At 54.8% G+C, this 610-nt stretch carries 2 protein-coding genes; both read right to left on the reverse strand.

Annotated features, from left to right (window positions below; genetic code table 11):
* The coding region (locus AWB74_RS45200; protein ID WP_061152861.1) for a PIN domain-containing protein at window positions 1-381 on the reverse strand (381 nt) is incomplete at its 3' end.
* The coding region (locus AWB74_RS45205; protein WP_061152862.1) for an AbrB/MazE/SpoVT family DNA-binding domain-containing protein at window positions 378-610 on the reverse strand (233 nt) is incomplete at its 5' end. The genes AWB74_RS45205 and AWB74_RS45200, both read right to left, overlap by 4 nt.

The raw sequence follows: 610 nt of genomic DNA on the forward strand, positions 1-610 counted from the left end.
TTGTCCATGGTGCATGTCTTCGCTGTAGAGAACCTGGCAATCTGCGAGCAACGCGAAAGCAATGATGCATGAATCATAGAACCTGAATCCGTAGTGCGCGGCAATCCGACGTGCTTCTTTGTGAACTTCAAGTGTCAGGGGCACGACTTCGCAAAACACTTCGACGTCGTCTAAGATGCGCTCGATCTCAGGCCACGAAAAGCCCATCTTCCGGCTCATTACAAGCGTGACCTCGTTCATCACCTGAGTACTGATGACTGGCTTGGACTTTCCGCCAGCAACCAATGCCTCAGCCCTGTCAGCCTTTGCAGCGTCGCCAGAAAACAGGTAGACGATTACGTTGCTATCGACGGCGAACCGAGTTGGTGCTGCCACTGTCATTCGACGTTATCGCGGTCACTCAGCGATTCCCGATCGAACTTGAAGTCCGCAGGCAGACGTCCTCGATACTTGCGCAACCGCTCGATCCGCTCGGCAACTGTGGGCTTTTTGCTGACCGAGAACGCGCCGGAACGGTCAGCATAGATCTCAATATCGTCGCCCTCCTTCAAGTCAAGCGCATCGACGACGCTCGCGGGCAGTCGCACGGCAAGGCTATTACCCCATTTTG

Origin of the sequence: Caballeronia arvi (assembly GCF_001544695.2) — a bacterium.
Lineage (GTDB): Bacteria > Pseudomonadota > Gammaproteobacteria > Burkholderiales > Burkholderiaceae > Caballeronia > Caballeronia arvi.